Below are 15,619 nucleotides of genomic sequence, written 5' to 3'. Positions count from 1 at the left end.
GGCAGCCGGCACCGTCGAGGTCTACGGAAGCTGAGCCCGGTGTGCCGGCGCGCTCTGCGCGCGCCCGGCCGGCGGTGCCCGGCCGGCAGGCACGCCCACCCGAAAGGCATTCGCTGATGTTCCCCCGTCGCAGCACCGTGGCCCTGGCCGCGGCCGCCGTGCTCTGCACGACCTGGGCCCCGGCCGCCCACGCCGACGAGTCGCCCTCCGCCGCTCCCCTGCCCGGCGGGCTGCACGGCACCTCGGACCCGCAGTTCGACGGGGTCTTCCGGCAGTCACTGGCCCTGCTCGCCCAGCACACCGCGGGTGTGACCCCGTCCGACGAGGCGGTGGAGTGGCTGGCCGGGCAGCAGTGCGCGGACGGCTGGTTCGCCGCGTACCGCCCGGACGCCGGCAAGCCGTGCACCGACGACACCCCCGCCGACACCAACGCCACCGGCCTGGCCGTGCAGGCGCTGGCGGCGCTGGGCGGACACCGGCCCGCGGTCGACTCCTCGGTGAAGTGGCTGAAGTCCGTCCAGAAGGAGGACGGCGGCTGGAGCTTCCAGCCGGAGTTCGCCTCCGACGCCAACTCCACCGCCGTGGTCGCCGGGGCGCTGGCGGCCGCGGGCGAGGAGCCCGCCAAGACCCGCTCCGCGAAGGAGGACCGGACCCCGCTGGACGCGCTGCGGCGGTTCCAGCTCGGCTGCGAGGCGGACGCCGCCGACCGCGGCGGCTTCGTCTCCCAGCGGGACGGCGAGAACGGCACCGAGGAGGACGCGGGCACGCCCGCCAACTCCGCCGCGACCGTGGCCGCGACGGCGGCCCTCGCGGGCCGCGGCGCCGTGGTGCCCCCCGTCGAGGGGGACCCGGACGCCGACGGACCGGACGCCGGTGCTCCGAAGGCCCCCGACTGCGGCGAGGGCGGCGACTACCCGGCGGAGGAGGCGACCACCGCGGCCGCCGCCCACCTCACGGGCGCGCTGGAGGAGAACGGGCAGCACCTGATGTCCGCCCTGGAGGGCGCCGAGGACCAGCCGGACTGGAGCGCGACCGCCCAGGCCGTGCCGGCGTTGGTGGCCGTCGGGCAGCCGCAGGCGGCGCAGCGGGCGCTGGACTGGCTGGCGGAGAACCTCGGCGACTGGGACAAGGCAGCGGACGACCCGGCGGCCCTGGGCTACCTGGTACTGGCCGTGCACGCCGCGGGCGGCGACCCGGCGGAGTTCGGCGGCGCCGACCTGGTGTCCCGGCTGAACGCCACCGGCCCCGAACCGGCCTCGGCCGAGGACTCCGCCGACGCCTCGCCGGACGCCGGGAAGGACGGCGACGACGGGGAGAACGGCGCCGCGCAGGACGAGGAGGCGCCCACCGCGCTCTGGCTGGTCCTGGGGGTCGGCGTGCTCGCGGGCGTCGGCGTCGGCCTGCTGCTCAGCATGCGCAACCGGAACAAGCGGGACCGCTGATGCGCGGGCGGGCGTGCGCGGCGGCACTGCTCTGCGTGCTGCTGGGCGGCGTCGGCACCGTCCTGGGCGCGTCCGCCGCGCACGCCGACGGCTACCGCTACTGGTCGTTCTGGACGAAGTCCGCGGCGCAGGCGGGCCCGGAGGCGGACTGGACCTACGCGACCGAGGGCCCGGGCACCCTGCGCCCGGCCGACGGCGAGGTGGTCGGCTTCCGGTTCGCGAGGAGCGCCGACTCCCGGGACGCCGCCCAACCGCGGCAGCGGGCCGGGTTCGCCGGGGTCTGCGCGGACACCCCGCAGCGGGAGGACCGCAAACGCGTCGCGGTGGTGATCGACCCCGGGACGCGCGCCGACGCCGCGGACGGCCGGAAGCCGCCCGCTCCCCGCACCGGGTGCGCCTCCCTCGCCGCGGACGGCACCGCGGCCGCCGCCCTGGCAGCGGTCGCCGAGCCGCTGCGCTACAACTCCGACGCGCTGCTCTGCGGCATCGACGGCTACCCCGAATCCGGCTGCGGCGAGCCCCTTGCCTCCGGGGAGACCGCAGGGTCCGGAGCCGGAGACGAGACCGCGGGCGAATCGGGCGGCAGCGGGGACGGCGGCGACAGCGACGACGGCAGCGGGACGCTGCCGCTGGTCGCCGGTGCCCTGACGGTCACCGTCCTGGCCGGCGGGGCCGTGTGGCAGGTCAGGCGACGCGGGTGAGGAGGGACGGCGGCCGACTGCCCGGTCTGCGGGCCCCCCGGGCCGACCGGGCCACCGCCCTGCACGCCGGGGCCTGGTGGCTCTGGGCCCTGGGATTGGCCGCCGCGGCCTCCCGCACCACCAACCCGCTGATCCTCGCCCTGCTGGTGGCCGTCACCGGCTACGTCGTGGCGGCCCGGCGCAGCGATGCGCCATGGGCCCGCAGCTACGGCACCTTCCTGAAACTGGCCCTGCTGGTGCTGGGCATCCGGCTGGTGTTCGCCGTGCTGCTGGGCTCGGCCGTCCCCGGCACCCGGCTGCTCTTCACCCTCCCCGAACTGCCGCTGCCGGGCTGGGCGCAGGGCGTCCGGGTAGGCGGCCCGGTCACCGCCGAGGGCCTGCTCTTCGCCTGCTACGACGGGATGAAGCTGGCGACCCTGCTGATCTGCGTCGGCGCGGCCAACGCCCTCGCCAGTCCGGCCCGGCTGCTGAAGTCCCTGCCCGGGGCGCTCTACGAGGTCGGGGTGGCGGTGGTCGTCGCGATGACCTTCGCCCCGAACCTGGTCGCCGACGTGCAGCGGCTGCGCGCGGCACGACGCCTGCGGGGCAGGCCCGACAAGGGCGTGCGGGCGATCCTCCAGGTCGCGCTACCGGTCCTGGAGGGCGCCCTGGAGCGGTCGGTCGCGCTCGCCGCGGCGATGGACGCGCGGGGCTACGGGCGCACCGCCGCGGTCCCGGCCGCCGTACGGCGCACCACCGGGGCGCTCACCCTCGGCGGGCTGCTCGGCGTCTGCGCCGGAACCTACGCGCTGCTCTCCGCGCAGGGAGCCGCGTACGGGCTGCCGGTGCTGCTGATCGGTCTCGCCGCGGCGCTGGGCGGTCTGTGGCTCGGCGGCCGGCGCACCGTGCGGACCCGCTACCGCCCGGACCGCTGGGGCGTCCGGGCGTGGCTGGTGGCCGGTTCCGGCACCGCCGTCGGCGCCGCGCTCGTCGCCGCGTCCGGGCAGTACCCGCAGGCGCTGAACCCGCCCGCCGTCCCGCTGAGCGCGCCCGGGCTGCCGCTGTGGCCGGCCGCCGCCGTACTGCTCGGCCTGCTGCCGGCCCTGGTGGCCCCCCTCCCCGCGGTCGGCGCCCCGGCCGCCGCCCGCCCGTCGCGCCGCACGCGGCGCGAGGACACGGTGCGGGAAACGGCGGCAGGGGCCGGGGAACGCGAGGAGAACAAGGAGAGCACGGGCACGTGATCCGCTTCGAGAACGTCTCGGTGACCTACGAGGACACCACCGCACCCGCCCTGGACGGCGTCGACCTGACCGTCCCCGAGGGCGAACTGGTGCTGCTCGTCGGCCCCTCCGGGGTCGGCAAGTCCACGCTGCTGGGCACGGTCTCCGGCCTTGTCCCGCACTTCACCGGCGGGACCCTGCACGGCCGGGTCACCGTCGGCGGCCGGGACACCCGCGACCACAAACCGCGCGAACTCGCCGACCTGGTCGGGACCGTGGGGCAGGATCCGCGGGCCCACTTCGTCACCGACACGGTCGAGGACGAGCTGGCCTACGGCATGGAGTCCCTCGGACTGCCCGCGCCCACCATGCGCCGCCGGGTGGAGGAGACCCTGGACCTGCTCGGCCTCGCCGAACTGCGGGACCGGGCCCTGGCCACGCTGTCCGGCGGGCAGCAGCAGCGGGTCGCGATCGGCTCCGTGCTCACCGCCCACCCGGCGGTGCTGGTCCTGGACGAGCCGACCTCCGCGCTCGACCCCGGCGCGGCGGAGGAGGTGCTCGCCGTGCTGCAACGGCTGGTGCACGACCTCGGCACCACGGTGCTGATGGCGGAGCACCGGCTGGAGCGCGTCGTCCAGTACGCCGACCGGGTGCTGCTGCTGCCCGGCCCCGGGCTCCCCGCCGAACTCGGCGACCCGGCCGCGCTGATGGCGGTGTCCCCGGTTCAGCCGCCGGTCGTCGCGCTGGGGCGGCTGGCGGGCTGGTCCCCGCTGCCGCTGTCGGTACGCGACGCCCGCCGCCGCGCCGCCCCGCTCCGCGCCCGCCTGGCGGACCGGCCCCCGGCAGAGGAGGAGACGAGCGCGACCCCGGTCGCCGCAACCTGCACCGGCACGACCCCCATGGCGGACACCGGCAGCGCCCCCGACCCGGGCCCCGGGACGGACATCGGTCCCGCCCCGGCACCGCTCAGCCGTCTGCGGGGTCTGTTCCGCGGCCGGGCCCCCGAGCGACGGGCGGCGGCGGGCGGCGCTGCGTCCGCACCCGGAGCGGGCCCGCGGACCGTTCCCCGGGGTGCGGAGGCGGCCCCGCTCGCCCGGATGTCCGGGCTCGGGGTGCGGCGGGGCCGGAACCCGGTGCTGCACCAGGTCTCGCTCACCGTGCGGCCCGGTGAGACCGTCGCGCTGATGGGCCGCAACGGCACCGGCAAGTCCACGCTGCTGGGCGCCCTGGCCGGACTGCACCAGCCCGCCGCCGGGACCGTGCGTGTCGGCGGGCAGGACCCGTGCCGCGCCCGGCCCGCGGAGCTGCTGCGGCACGTCGGGCTCGTCCCGCAGGAACCCCGCGACCTGCTGTACGCCGACACCGTCGCGGCCGAGTGCGAGGCAGCCGACCGGGACGCCGCCGCTCCGCCCGGGACGTGCCGCGCGCTGGTGGCCGCGCTGCTGCCCGGCATCGACGACCGCACCCACCCCCGCGACCTGTCCGAGGGCCAGCGGCTCACCCTCGCGCTCGCGCTCGTCCTGACGTCGGCGCCGCCGCTGATCCTGCTCGACGAACCCACCCGCGGGCTCGACTACGCGGCCAAGGGACGGCTGGTGGAGGTGCTGCGCGGGCTCACCGCCCGCGGACACGCCGTGCTCCTCGCCACTCACGACGTGGAACTGACCGCGGAGCTGGCCGGACGGGTGGTGATCCTGGCGCAGGGCGAGGTGGTGGCGGACGGCCCGACAGCCGAAGTCGTCGTCTCCTCCCCCGCGTTCGCCCCGCAGACCGCCAAGGTGCTCGCCCCGCAGCGCTGGCTGACCGTCCCCCAGGTACGGCGTGCCCTGGAGCGGACCCCATGAGCCGGGACGACGCGCCGCACCGCACCCCGTCCGCCCCGTCCCGCACGCCCCGCACGTCCCGCACATCCGGCACCTCCGGCGCGCGGGAGCGCCAGGTGCGGGCGGTGCGGCTGGGCGGACGGTCCGCCGCGGCGCTGCTGCTGGTCTCCGCCGTCGGCGTGGCCGCGTTCGGTTGGCCGCTGCTCGCCGACCTCGACGCGGGCGCCGCCCACGCGGGAGACGCGCCCTGGCTGTTCGCCGCGTTGCTGCCCCTCCTGCTGGCCGTTGTGGTCGCCACCATCGCCGACCGCGGGGTGGACGCCAAGGCGGTGGCGATGCTGGGCGTCCTGGCCGCCGCCGGTGCCGCCCTGCGCCCGCTGGGCGCGGGCACCGCCGGGCTGGAACCGATGTTCTTCCTGATGGTGCTCTCCGGGCGGGTGCTCGGCCCGGGGTTCGGCTTCGTGCTCGGCGCGGTCTCCATGTTCGCCTCGGCCCTGCTGACCGGCGGTGTCGGCCCCTGGCTGCCGTTCCAGATGCTGTCGATGGGCTGGGTCTCGATGGGGGCGGGCCTGCTCCCCGGTCCGCACGCGCTGCGGGGCCGCGGGGAACTCCTGCTGCTCGCGGGCTACGGAGCGACCGCCGCGGTGCTCTACGGGGTGGTGATGAACCTTCAGGGCTGGACGTGGATCGCCGGGCTCGGCTCCGGTATCTCCTTCGTCCCCGGCGATCCGCTGCCGGACAACCTGGCCCGCTTCGCCGCCTACTGGCTCGCCACCTCGCTCGGCTGGGACCTCCCCCGCGCCGCGCTGACGGCCGTGCTGACGCTCACTCTCGGCAGCACCCTGCTGCGGGCCCTGCGCCGCGCCACCCGCCGCGCCGCCTTCGACGCCCCCGTCTCCTTCGCACCGTCCCACACCCCGGACCCCACCGGCACCCCCGACTCCACCGGTACTCCGGCTCCCACCGACGCCCCCGCCCCGGACGCCGGGGCGCACGCCCCGACCGCCCGGCCGCCCGGCACCTCGGCCCGCTGACCGACCACCCGTCCCCCGCCCCGCCACCGGGCGGGACCGTCCGGACCGCACAGCTACGCGCGCGGGGACGCCTCCGCCTCCACTTCGCGCGCCTCTCCCGCCGGTCCTGCCCCCGCCCCACCGGAACCCCCACCCGGGTCGGCCCCGGCACCGGCCCGGGCACCGGCCCGGGCGGGCGACGTCCCCTCGTCCTTCCGGAGGGAGGTGCCCGGCGGCGAGGCGCCGCCCGGGGCGTGCCGGGTCCAGAAGTGGGCGGCGGCGAACCCCGCCGCGATCACCACCGCACCACCGGCCGCGTCGAGCAGGTAGTGGTTGGCGGTGCCCATCACCACCACCGTGGTGAGCAGCGGGTACAGGACGCCCAGCAGCCGCAGCCACACGTTCGGGGTGATCCGGATGATCACGAGGGTCGCCCAGAGCGACCAGCCGACGTGCAGCGAGGGCATCGCCGCGTACTGGTTCGAGATGCCGGTGAGGACGCCGAAGTCGGGGTCCTCGAAGTTCTGCGGCCCGTTGATCGTGTCGATGTACCCCAGGCCCGGCATCAGCCGGGGCGGGGCGAGCGGGTAGAGCCAGAAGCCGACCAGCCCGAAGAGGGTCCCGAAGCACAGCGAGGCGCGGGCCCACCGGTAGGTGGCGGGGCGGCGCAGGTAGAGGCCGACGAGCAGCGAGATCGGCACCAGGAAGTGGAAGGCGCCGTAGTAGAAGTTCATGCTCTCGCTCAGCCACCGCACCCCGGCCACGGCCTGGTTGATGCCGTGCTCGATGTCGATGCCCAGCGCCTGCTGCGCTTCCAGGATCTGCCGCCCGTGCCCCTCCGCCCTCTCGCGGCCGTCCGGCACGAGCGAGCGGACGTAGGAGTAGGCGAAGTACCCGACCCTTATCAGCAGCAGCTCCAGCATCAGGTTCGGCCGGCTGAGCGGGCCGGACCGCTCCGGCCGGTCCCAGCGCTCGGAGCCGCGGAGCACGAACGGCAGCACGCAGGATGCGAGCAGCGCGGCGAGCAGCGGGGCGTTCTCTCCCAGCGGGGCCAGCCAGGCGATGTGCGGCACCAGTGCGCCGGCGTCCAGGGTCATCACCAGCACCACGAACACCGGCCACACCAGTCGGTCCGCACGGCGGCGTCCCACCCGTCCGACGACCGCCAGCAGGAGCCACAGCTGCTGGTGCTGCCACGCCACCGGCGCGACCGCGACCGCGACACAGCCGGCCAGCGCCGCGCCCAGCAGCAACTGGCCGTCGCGGAGGCAGTCGGCGGCGCGCCGCAGCCCGATCACCGCGACCGCCACCGCCAGCACCACGAAGAGCACGAGTTCGATCGGCCCCGAGAGGCCCAGGCGCAGCAGCATGCCGTGCAGCGACTGGTTGGACAGGCCGTCGGACGCGCCGCCCAGTCCCACCCCGGCGACGTGGTGGAACCAGTACGTCCAGGAGTCCGCGGGCAGCGCGACCCAGGCGAGCAGCGTGCAGGCGGCGAAGCCGCCGGCCGCGGCCCCCGCCTCGCGGCGGCGGTCCGCCAGCCAGAGCAGGGGGACGAAGACCAGCATCGACGGTTGCAGTGCCGCCGCGAGTCCGATCAGCAGACCGGCGGCCCGGGGCGCACGGCTCCCGTACAGGAGGGCGCCCAGGACCAGCAGCACCGGGATCACGCTCGCCTGGCCCAGGAAGAAGGCGTTGCGCACCGGGACGGAGACCACCAGCAGGATGACCGCGACCGGAGCCGCGAGGAGCCGGGCGCGGTGGGAGAGCGGCTGCGGCATCGCCCGGACGGCCAGCAGGCCCAGTGCGGCCACCAGCAGCAGGGTGCCGAACGTCCAGAGCACCCCGAACCCGTCCTGCCCCGCGCGGGCCAGCGGGGTGAGGACCAGGCCGGCGAACGGGGTGCCGGCGAACGGGGTGTCCGCGGCACCGGCCTCGTAGAGCGGGCCGCCGGCCCCCGGCATGCCGTAGCCGCCGAGGCGGCCGAGCAGGCCGGGCAGCCGCTGCTCCACCGGAAGCCGCAGCACCGCCGCGGCCTGGCGTCCCGCCAGCGCCGCCGCCAGCAGCCACAGCGCCGCCACCGCCAGGACCTCCCCCGCCCTCCCGGCGGGAAGGTCGCCCGCCACCCCGCGCCGCAGCACCGCCGGCCCGCGTCCGCTCGTCTCCGCCGTCACGCCCTGCCGCCCGTCCCTGGGTCCCCTGCTGTCCCACACGCTCGCTGCCGTCCAGCTCGGTCGTGCTGGTGCAAGCACATCATTCCGGATGTCAGACGCAGTACACCCCGGCGTCACCTGACTCGTGACCGTGAAGGATCCGCGCCTGCTCGTGGGGAGTCCGCCCTCGGGAAGCACCGCCGCGGGAAACGTCGCGTCGGGTAACACGTCCGGGGCGGCGGAGCCCGGTACCGGCAGGTGAGCGCGCCCGTATGCTGGCCGTGTACCGCATGTCGAGCGCCACACCGCGACCACTGGCGGCGTCCCGGTCGGCGCTGCCCACCGGGGCGGTGGGGGGACGAGGAGGTGAAGGGAATGAGCGGTGCCATCGACCACACCGGGCCCTGGACCGTCGCCGATGTCCTGGCCCTGCCCGAAGACCGCACCACTCGCTACGAGTTGCTGGGGGAGTCTCTCGTGATGTCCCCCGCACCCGGCATCCGTCACCAGCGGGCCTCACTCCGGCTGGCCATGATCCTGCACACGGCGGCTCGCAAGGCCGAGGCAGCGGTCGAGGTACTGGAGGCCGTCAACGTCATCCTGCCCTCGGGCCTCGTGGTGCCGGACCTGGTGGTGGCCGATGCGGGAGCGACCGCCGAGGACGGCGTCAGCGTGGACGCCGACGGTCTCCAACTCGTGGTCGAACTGGTCTCTCCCGGCAATCGCACCGTGGATCGCAAGTTCAAACCGATGCTTTATGCCGAGGCGGCCATCCCGCATTTCTGGCGCCTGGAGTTCGACCCCGCCCCGATGCTCGTCGTCCATGAGCTGGAAGACGGCCGGTACGTGGAGCGTACGACCGCCCTCGCCGGTGCGACAACGCGGCTGGACATCCCGTTCCCCGTCGCCATCGACCCGGCGGAGCTCGCCCGGCAGTAGGCACCGACCCCACGTCGGCACCGACGTCCCACCGAACCGGGATGTAGGAGACTGCACCCACGTGACCGAGGTCGGGACGCCGTCGGGCGTCCGTTCTGTTGGAGGTGTGAGGTGCCCAGCATCGTCAAGATCAATGTGCTGACCGTCCCCGAGGAGCAGCGGGAGGTCCTGGAGTCCCGCTTCGCCTCCCGTGCCGGCTCCGTGGAGAGCTCCGACGGGTTCGAGTGGTTCGAACTGCTGCGGCCGGTCGAGGGCACCGACCAGTACCTCGTGTACACCCGCTGGAGGGACGAGGAGTCCTTCCAGGCCTGGATGGAGGGACCGATGAAGGCCGCACACCGGGGCGGCGACGGCCAGAGCGATGGCAAGAGCGACGGCCAGGGCGGCGGACAGGGCGAGAAGCCCGCCGCGGGCGGTTCGACCCTGTGGAGCTTCGAAGTGGTCCAGCAGGCCGCTCCCAAGTAGACCCGCCGCCGCGCCGTGCCCCGCGACCTCCCCGGCCGGGGGCACGGCGCGCACGCGCCGGGGCACGGCGCAGCACCGCCGGTGCTCCCTCGCGGGACGCCACCTCCCCGGGGAAACGGCCCGGACCCGGGCCCGCGGGCGCGTCCCACGGGCGTGCCCGGCCCGGGGTCAGCCCCGCAGACTCCACGCGTTGCGCGGGCTGTCGAGCCACGCCGACTCGCCGTCCGGCGTCACCGTGAGGCCGAACCGGGTGTGGTCCGGCCCGCCCTGGGCGACCCACCAGCGGTAGGCCGCCTCCACCTCGTCCCAGAGCCTGCGCGGCCCCGACTGCCAGACGCGGGCCTCCCGCGCACCGTCCTGGAACATCACGGCCGCCCAGGACCGGTCCCCCAGCCCGCGGAACCACACCGGCCGCGCGCCCTCCCGCTTCTCGGCGACGGACTGCGCGCAGTCGCGTACCCGCAGCCCCAGGACGAACGGCAGGGCGGTGTACCGGCCCGTGAGGAACTCGTCCTCGGTGAGCGCCGTCGTGGACGTGTCGGCCTCGTCCATCGGCCCGGCGGCCAGGTACGCGTCGTGGTCGGGAGGGGGCAGCCGCTGCGAGCGGGCCTTCATGAACTCGACCGGGCGGGTGAAACCCCCGCACGCCACCCCGCCCTCCACGGCAAGGCGGACGACGGCGTCCGCGGCGGAGAAGTGCGTCCCCCACGGCGCGACCACGAGACCGCCCGGCCGCGTCTGCTCGATCCAGGCGCCGGGGACACTCCGGATGCCGAAAGTGGCCAGGACGCGGTCGTAGGGCGCACCGCCGGCGTGCCCCGCACAGCCGTCCCCCACCACGGCCTCGGGATGCAGACCGAGCGCGCCCCACCGGGCCCGGGCCCGCGCGGAGACGTCCGCGTCCACCTCGACCGTGGTGACGTGTCCGCTCCCGCAGCGGTGGGAGAGCAGGGCCGCCGTCTCGCCCGTGCCGGTCCCCACGTCGAGCACCCGCATGCCCGGCCGCACGTCCAGGGTCCGGAGCAGCGCGTACACGACGGACGGCATGGAGGAGGAGCTGGTGGCCACTCTCCCGGGCCAGATGCCGCTGTGCCTGCCGTCGTCCCACTGGGTGACGAGGGGGACGTCGCTGTCGGCCGCCGCGTACCAGGCGTCGGGGTCGGCGGCCCGGTCCACCGGGACGCTCGCTGCCCGCTGACCGTCGAACGCCCACATCAGGTCGGGCAGGAACGCGGCCCGGTCCACGGCCGCGAACGCCGGGGCCCAGTCCGCGGACATCGCGTGCGATGCCAGGAGGGCGTCACCCAGCTCCCTGCGGCCGGGCCGCGCCGACTGTGCCGATTCCCCGGTCATGCGCGCCGCTTCCCATCCTGCAAAGGGGTGCCCCCGTCGGGCCCTGGCCGCTCCTTGGCGAGCGGCCAGGGCCCGCCCGGGGGTGTCGTGCCCGACGTCGACTGCATGGTGCTGCTCCTTCACTGGTTCGGATACTGCCGGTCCCGCGGATCGGAGCCCCGTCGCCCGCCGCCGGACCGCTCCCTGCCACCCACTCCCCGCCGCCGGTGGCCCGCCCTCGGCTTCCTGCCGTCGACTGCCTGCCGACGACGGCCGGTACGGGAGTCAGGGCCGGTTCCTGCTCCACCTGTTCAACTCCCGCACCCGGTCGCGCAGCTCGGGCAACCTCGCGGTGCGCGAGGAACCGCGTCGGACGAGGTCCGCGAGCGCAAGGACGGTGTCCGGGAGTGCCGCGCCGAGACCCACCAGACGGACCGGCCCGTTCCGCCCGTCCCACACCTCCGGCTCCACGACCACCCCGTGAACCGCCAACTCCGCCGCTGCCAGCGCCCGGCGCAGTTCCTCGGCGGCGTCCTCCGCCGCACTCCGCCGGCCCTCGGCGATCACCGGCCCTCCTCCTCCGCACGCAACCGCTCCAGACCCCGACGCATCGCCTCCCACTCCTCGCAGGAAAGGTCTTCCGCGACCTTGAACACGGGCGGGCGGCCGACGGCCGCCGGAATCGCACTCCACTCCAAGTCGTTGGCGGCCAGTACCGGAACCAGATCAACGAGAGTGCGCCGGGAAAGCGCTGCCAGATCTCCGACTGCCACGGGAATTCCTTTCTTCGGGTTGCTCGTTCGCGACCCAGCGTGACTCCTCCGACACTACGCTGACCAGGTATTCCTCATGACAACGACCGTGTAGTGAAAGGGGAGTCGATCCATGGCCAGAGCTGACGGCCCGGTACCCGCCCAGCCCCGAATCGGCTGGGAGTTCTTCGGCTCGGAGTTGAAACGACGCCGGGAGCGAGCAGGATTCACCCAGCAGCAACTGGGCGCGACCGTCTACTGCTCGGGTTCCTACATCGGGCAGTTCGAAGCAGCTCTTCGAAAACCACAGCTCGATGTCGCCCAGCGCATCGACGCGGAACTCAAGACGGACGGATTCTTCGCCCGAATGTGCGAGGAGCTGATCAACAGCAGCCACCACGCCGCATACTTCGCGGAGGCGGCGGACCTGGAGGCGAGCGCAGCCACGATCCGGGAGTACGCGCCGATGTTCGTCCCCGGACTGCTGCAGACCGCGGACTACGCCCGAGCCGTCTTCCTCGCCGCCGAACCGCTCGCCCCGGACGAGGCGATCGACGCACTGGTCCGGGCCCGACTGCACCGCGCCCATCTGCTCGACCATCCAACACGACCGCTGTTGTGGGTGGTTCTGGACGAGAGCGTCATCCGCCGGCGCGTCGGAGACGCCCAGGTCATGGCCGACCAGTTGGCCCACATCGCCACCCTGGCCCATCGCCGCCGCATCGTCGTCCAACTCCTCGGCTACGAGGCGGGCGCCCCCGCCCTCGGCGGCATGATCACCCTCATGACCTTCGACGACGCCCCACCCGCCGCCTACGTCGAAGGACCCAGAAACGGCAACCTGCTGGACGACCCGGCCGAGGTGGCGCAGCATGGATTGTCCTACGATCATCTGAGGGCCGCCGCGCTTTCACCAGCAGCGTCTCTCCTTCGGATCCAGTCTGCTGCGGAGGAATACCGACATGAGCACTGAAATCGATCTCACCACGGCCCTGTGGCGCAAGAGCACGCACAGCAATGGCGACGGAGGCAGTTGCGTCGAGGTGGCCGACGGATTCCCCGGAGTCGTGCCCGTACGCGACTCCAAGACACCCGCCGGCCCGGTCCTCCTGGTACCGGCCGACGCCTGGTCCACCTTCGTCAGCTTCACCAGCCGCCAGACCCGCTGACCCCCACGCCTACGCCACTTCCGCTAATCGAACCATAGTGCAGGCTGGCAAAGGCTCTGACTAGAACTCACCTGGCGCGAAAGGCTTCTACGTCAGACCACTCCCATATGGCGACACCTCCAAGATTTCGGACGGCTCCCCAGACCAGAGCGACAGATCCACCCAATGGGATATCGATTGCCACATGCCGATCTCCACTCCACTCCGCCTTCAAGCCGGAACCACGAATAGCGTTGACAACGTCGCTTTTCGCCGAGTTGAGTTCATCCGCAGAAATTGAAGGCAGGAAGAGAATTCGAAACAGGCGATTCCCGCAAGCCTGCACAACTCTATTGACATGCTTGGCATCTGCATCCAGTGAAACGATGTCCCCCAATGCCAATCCGTAAACTCTAAACAGCAAACAACAAACTTCGTACCGGCCATCACCAAGAGGGCGCAGCCACACTTGCTCCACCTGACCAACAAAGCCGAAAGGCGCCAAGTCGACCATCGCGATATGGGCAGGGTTAGGCCTATTAACAGGCTCATCATGCACAATAAAGCTAATTTCTGCACTGATGAACTACGCCTCTCGCGTCCATCCATCTTGACAGTCCAGCGGCTCCACCGTCGATGAACCGTCAATATATTTAGTGCGGCTAATACGGCATGGATATACCCGACGCAACATTAATGCCGGGCATATCCATGCTTCAGAAACCCGCGATCACCTGCTGATATGAGGTGGCCAGTGAGACGGTGGCCACGGACCAGTGTAACTTGCCGACGGATTCAGGGGAGCTCCGCGATCCCTTTTCGAACTGTTGCAGTGCCTGCACGCAGGCGTTGTATTCGCGTCGGTTAGATCACCACCTCGAATGCGAGGTTCGGCATGATCCACTGCTTGCGCAGGGTTCGTCCTGCAGTACGAGCACAACGGCGTAGGAAGATTTGGATCTGCTTTGACTCCGATATTGTATTCAGTGAGCATATCGGCAGGTATTCTCTTGCCTGCCCCGGGACCCCCGCTTGATCCGGCCGGAATGCCGTAAATTGGCTCACCATTCACGCCGCAACTGGTAGACGTGTTTATATTATGAACCAGGACCGGGGCGGCCCCCGCCAGCACATAGTACGTGTGGAGGGAGGTGATGGTGAGGTTGTGGACGGTGGCTTGCTGGGTCCAGCGCTTGACGCCGTCGATCTGGACGTACGTGCCCGCACTAGTCTGCAACAGTAGTGAGCATTTCCGATCTACGCTCTGGAAAGTGAAGATCGGAAATGCTCACTAGAATACCCCGGCCGAGCGTCCACGTGATCCATTCACCACCTGAAATCGAGTGGTGTTGCGACGACCCCTTGAGCCCAAGGAACTTGAGTGGGGCCGCTCGTTTTCGATTCCTATTCGACATCAGGTGACTGGCGCCACACCATGGCAGTAATCAGCGGCTTGCTTCAGCGCGAAGGTCGATGCTAGCAGACCTTCAAACCGGCGGACCCTCATGCGAAATTTAGACTACGTCCTTCAGAAGAAGGTCTTGTTCCAAGTTCCAGAAATCAGGGCTCGCATAGATTGCATGAAACCGTTCCCGACGTACTGCATTCCGGCATCCCCAGCGAGAAATACGCCTCCATCGCTCGCAATCAATACCACTTCTTCGGTGGCGAACGCAGAGCCGACGGGCACCAGGGGACGCCCCACTCTCTGAGAAAACGCGCGAATGTTACCAGGATAGAAAGAAAGGGCTTCTCCTGCGTCAATTTGCACACCTACCTCCATCTCGCGATAGATCCACGAAATGGACAACTCTCGATACTCTTCGAGGAATCTGCGCAACTCCACCCCTATGCCATATCCAGCCATTTCGTAGAGCCTGGACACCTGATCGATGGAAGCTGGACCCAAGTCTACTCGGATTGCGTCGGGGAATGCATCACGCAATCTCTGTCGCCGCGAAGTTTCATTGAACCCGCTCATCCGGTGAGTACGCTCCTAACCGCGTCCGGCACCCACGCCTGACAGTTGGGGCACATTTTGAACTTCTTTCCTTTCTGGTTGAGGGTGATGATATCCAAGTTCCCCAACGACGCTCCATCGTTTAGGGCGTTAGTACACATTCGCGCTTCCGCGCACACGCCTGGCGGGCGACCGTTCGGGAGTTGGGATCCTCCAGGTAGCCGGGAAGCCACACCGGCGTGATGCCCAGTGGCGGGTCCACTCTCACCGTAGTAAGTCATTCCGGTGGTTCGGTCACGCCCCACGCTGAACGCACCAGGGAGGATCTCACCTTCGGAAAGGCTGCCCTTGACGTCTTCGATCCGAGCTTTGCCGAGTTGGGTCAACTCGCTCTGAAGTTCAGCGTCGCCACAATTGTGAACGAGGACCGGCGTAGCGCCCGCCAGCACATAGTACGTGTGCAGGGAGGTGATGGTGAGGTTGTGGACGGTGGCTTGCTGGGTCCAGCGCTTGACGCCGTCGATCTGGACGTATGTGCCCGCGCTGGTCTGCAACCACTGGCCGGCCTTGAGGTCGGTCGCGTCCAGCCAGTCGCCGAGTTCCGGCACCCAGAAGGGGTGACCGTCCGTTGCCGTGACGGAGGCCGTCTTGCTTCCGGCGTCGCCGTCGAGGTCGAGGGTGACCTTGACGAG

Annotated in this window: 17 protein-coding genes; 9 read left to right on the top strand and 8 right to left on the bottom strand. The window is 71.9% G+C overall.

The features are described from left to right. The first annotated feature begins 116 nt into the window (after positions 1-116). From H300_RS0100070 to H300_RS24200, 5 genes are read left to right on the top strand one after another with little or no spacing between them, the layout of a single operon-like run. Complete coding sequence (locus H300_RS0100070) at positions 117-1,442, top strand: SCO2321 family membrane protein (RefSeq protein WP_028425756.1); 1,326 nt, start codon at positions 117-119, stop codon at positions 1,440-1,442. Beyond that, positions 1,442-2,143: an SCO2322 family protein gene (locus H300_RS0100065; RefSeq protein ID WP_028425755.1), complete on the top strand. Its 702-nt coding sequence runs from the start codon at positions 1,442-1,444 to the stop codon at positions 2,141-2,143. Before H300_RS0100070 ends, H300_RS0100065 begins: the two co-directional genes overlap by 1 nt. Further along, on the top strand, positions 2,140-3,363 hold the full coding sequence (locus tag H300_RS24205; protein WP_051269221.1) for a CbiQ family ECF transporter T component: 1,224 nt from the start codon (positions 2,140-2,142) through the stop codon (positions 3,361-3,363). Before H300_RS0100065 ends, H300_RS24205 begins: the two co-directional genes overlap by 4 nt. Next, positions 3,360-5,186, top strand: a complete 1,827-nt coding sequence (locus tag H300_RS0100055; protein ID WP_028425754.1) for an ABC transporter ATP-binding protein — start codon at positions 3,360-3,362, stop codon at positions 5,184-5,186. The genes H300_RS24205 and H300_RS0100055 overlap by 4 nt, the downstream gene beginning before the upstream one ends. Then, a complete protein-coding gene (locus H300_RS24200; protein ID WP_078515594.1) occupies positions 5,183-6,199 on the top strand; it encodes an ECF transporter S component in 1,017 nt (338 codons plus the stop codon). Before H300_RS0100055 ends, H300_RS24200 begins: the two co-directional genes overlap by 4 nt. 53 nt (positions 6,200-6,252) lie before the next feature. On the opposite strand, the gene H300_RS24195 is transcribed toward H300_RS24200, so the two are convergent. Further along, on the bottom strand, positions 6,253-8,352 hold the full coding sequence (locus H300_RS24195) for a bifunctional glycosyltransferase 87/phosphatase PAP2 family protein (protein WP_486583409.1): 2,100 nt from the start codon (positions 8,350-8,352) through the stop codon (positions 6,253-6,255). 354 nt (positions 8,353-8,706) lie between these two features. Between H300_RS24195 and H300_RS0100040 the strand changes: the two genes are divergently transcribed. Continuing rightward, on the top strand, positions 8,707-9,270 hold the full coding sequence (locus H300_RS0100040; RefSeq protein ID WP_028425753.1) for a Uma2 family endonuclease: 564 nt from the start codon (positions 8,707-8,709) through the stop codon (positions 9,268-9,270). Positions 9,271-9,381: 111 nt separating this feature from the next. After that, complete coding sequence (locus H300_RS0100035; RefSeq protein WP_028425752.1) at positions 9,382-9,735, top strand: antibiotic biosynthesis monooxygenase family protein; 354 nt, start codon at positions 9,382-9,384, stop codon at positions 9,733-9,735. A 168-nt stretch (positions 9,736-9,903) separates the two neighbouring features. Here the strand turns inward: H300_RS0100035 and H300_RS0100030 are convergent, their stop codons facing one another. From H300_RS0100030 to H300_RS0100020, 3 genes are all read right to left on the bottom strand, one after another. Further along, the gene (locus H300_RS0100030) at positions 9,904-11,088 is read right to left on the bottom strand and encodes a methyltransferase domain-containing protein (RefSeq protein WP_028425751.1); all 1,185 of its coding nucleotides are present in this window, start codon (positions 11,086-11,088) and stop codon (positions 9,904-9,906) included. A gap of 264 nt (positions 11,089-11,352) precedes the next feature. After that, positions 11,353-11,634, bottom strand: coding sequence for a hypothetical protein (locus H300_RS0100025; RefSeq protein ID WP_028425750.1), 282 nt, complete (start codon positions 11,632-11,634; stop codon positions 11,353-11,355). Continuing rightward, positions 11,631-11,840, bottom strand: a complete 210-nt coding sequence (locus H300_RS0100020) for a hypothetical protein (protein ID WP_028425749.1) — start codon at positions 11,838-11,840, stop codon at positions 11,631-11,633. Before H300_RS0100020 ends, H300_RS0100025 begins: the two co-directional genes overlap by 4 nt. 112 nt (positions 11,841-11,952) lie before the next feature. On the opposite strand from H300_RS0100020, the gene H300_RS0100015 reads away from it, so the two are divergent. Both H300_RS0100015 and H300_RS0100010 read left to right on the top strand, forming a co-directional pair. After that, entirely contained in the window at positions 11,953-12,792 is an 840-nt protein-coding gene (locus tag H300_RS0100015; RefSeq protein ID WP_051269219.1) for a Scr1 family TA system antitoxin-like transcriptional regulator, read from the top strand. Next, positions 12,782-12,988: a DUF397 domain-containing protein gene (locus H300_RS0100010; protein WP_028425747.1), complete on the top strand. Its 207-nt coding sequence runs from the start codon at positions 12,782-12,784 to the stop codon at positions 12,986-12,988. Before H300_RS0100015 ends, H300_RS0100010 begins: the two co-directional genes overlap by 11 nt. A 67-nt stretch (positions 12,989-13,055) precedes the next feature. On the opposite strand, the gene H300_RS29630 is transcribed toward H300_RS0100010, so the two are convergent. From H300_RS29630 to H300_RS24185, 4 genes are all read right to left on the bottom strand, one after another. Continuing rightward, positions 13,056-13,481: a DUF4265 domain-containing protein gene (locus H300_RS29630; RefSeq protein WP_078515593.1), complete on the bottom strand. Its 426-nt coding sequence runs from the start codon at positions 13,479-13,481 to the stop codon at positions 13,056-13,058. A gap of 216 nt (positions 13,482-13,697) precedes the next feature. Beyond that, entirely contained in the window at positions 13,698-13,961 is a 264-nt protein-coding gene (locus H300_RS31705; protein ID WP_037978772.1) for an HNH endonuclease, read from the bottom strand. A gap of 534 nt (positions 13,962-14,495) precedes the next feature. Beyond that, entirely contained in the window at positions 14,496-14,852 is a 357-nt protein-coding gene (locus H300_RS29620; protein ID WP_199779107.1) for an SUKH-3 domain-containing protein, read from the bottom strand. Positions 14,853-14,944: 92 nt separating this feature from the next. Beyond that, positions 14,945-15,619, bottom strand: a 675-nt coding sequence (locus H300_RS24185; protein ID WP_037978770.1) for a polymorphic toxin-type HINT domain-containing protein, incomplete at its 5' end; no start/stop codon positions are given.

This window comes from Streptomyces sp. TAA040 (assembly GCF_000424845.1).
This window is presented reverse-complemented; position numbering and strand designations above follow the sequence as displayed.